Source organism: Streptomyces carpinensis (genome assembly GCF_002154505.1).
Lineage (GTDB): Bacteria > Actinomycetota > Actinomycetes > Streptomycetales > Streptomycetaceae > Streptomyces > Streptomyces carpinensis.
Genome location: NZ_MUBM01000777.1, coordinates 1 through 1,022, shown reverse-complemented (window position 1 = coordinate 1,022; position 1,022 = coordinate 1). Strand labels below are relative to the sequence as shown.

1 protein-coding gene is annotated in these 1,022 nt (G+C 68.7%); it reads right to left on the bottom strand.

Annotated elements, in window-relative coordinates:
* On the bottom strand, positions 1-1,022 hold a 1,022-nt coding region (gene infB / locus BZY54_RS48720), incomplete at both ends, for a translation initiation factor IF-2 (protein ID WP_086731599.1).

Sequence of the window (1,022 nt, the reverse complement as noted above, 5' to 3'; positions counted from 1 at the left end):
CGCGTGCGCTTGGCGAACGCGGCGTTGCGCTCACGGGCGGCGCGCTTCTCCGCGATCTGGCGGGCGGTGCGGTCCTCCTCGACGACGAGGAAGTTGTCGCCCGCGCCCGGGACGTTGGTCAGGCCCAGGACCTGGACCGGCGTCGACGGGCCGGCCTCGGCGACGTTGTTGCCGTTGTCGTCGAGCATGGCGCGCACTCGGCCGTAGGCGTCGCCCACGACCATGGTGTCGCCTACCCGCAGGGTGCCTCGCTGGACGAGGACCGTCGCCACGGCACCGCGGCCGCGGTCGAGACGGGACTCGATCGAGATGCCCTGCGCGTCCTGGTTCGGGTTGGCCCGCAGGTCGAGCGAGGCGTCGGCGGTGAGGATGACGGCCTCGAGGAGGCTGTCGATGTGCAGACCCTGCTTGGCGGAGATGTCGACGAACATCGTGTCGCCGCCGTACTCCTCGGCCACCAGGCCGTACTCGGTCAGCTGACCGCGCACCTTGGTCGGGTCGGCACCCTCGACGTCGATCTTGTTGACCGCGACCACGATCGGCACGTCGGCCGCCTTGGCGTGGTTCAGCGCCTCGACCGTCTGCGGCATGACGCCGTCGTTGGCCGCGACGACCAGGATCGCGATGTCGGTCGACTTCGCACCACGGGCACGCATGGCGGTGAACGCCTCGTGACCCGGGGTGTCGATGAAGGTGATCTTGCGCTCTTCGTCGTTGACCTCGGTCGCGACCTGGTAGGCACCGATGTGCTGGGTGATGCCACCGGCCTCGCCCGCGATGACGTTCGTCTTGCGGATCGCGTCGAGCAGTCGGGTCTTACCGTGGTCGACGTGACCCATGACGGTCACCACCGGCGGACGGACGACCAGGTCCTCCTCGCCGCCCTCGTCCTCACCGAACTCGATGTCGAACGACTCCAGCAGCTCGCGGTCCTCCTCCTCCGGGCTGACGATCTGAACGTTGTAGTTCATCTCGTCGGCCAGGAGCTGCAGCGTCTCGTCGGAGACGGACTGCGTCGCGGT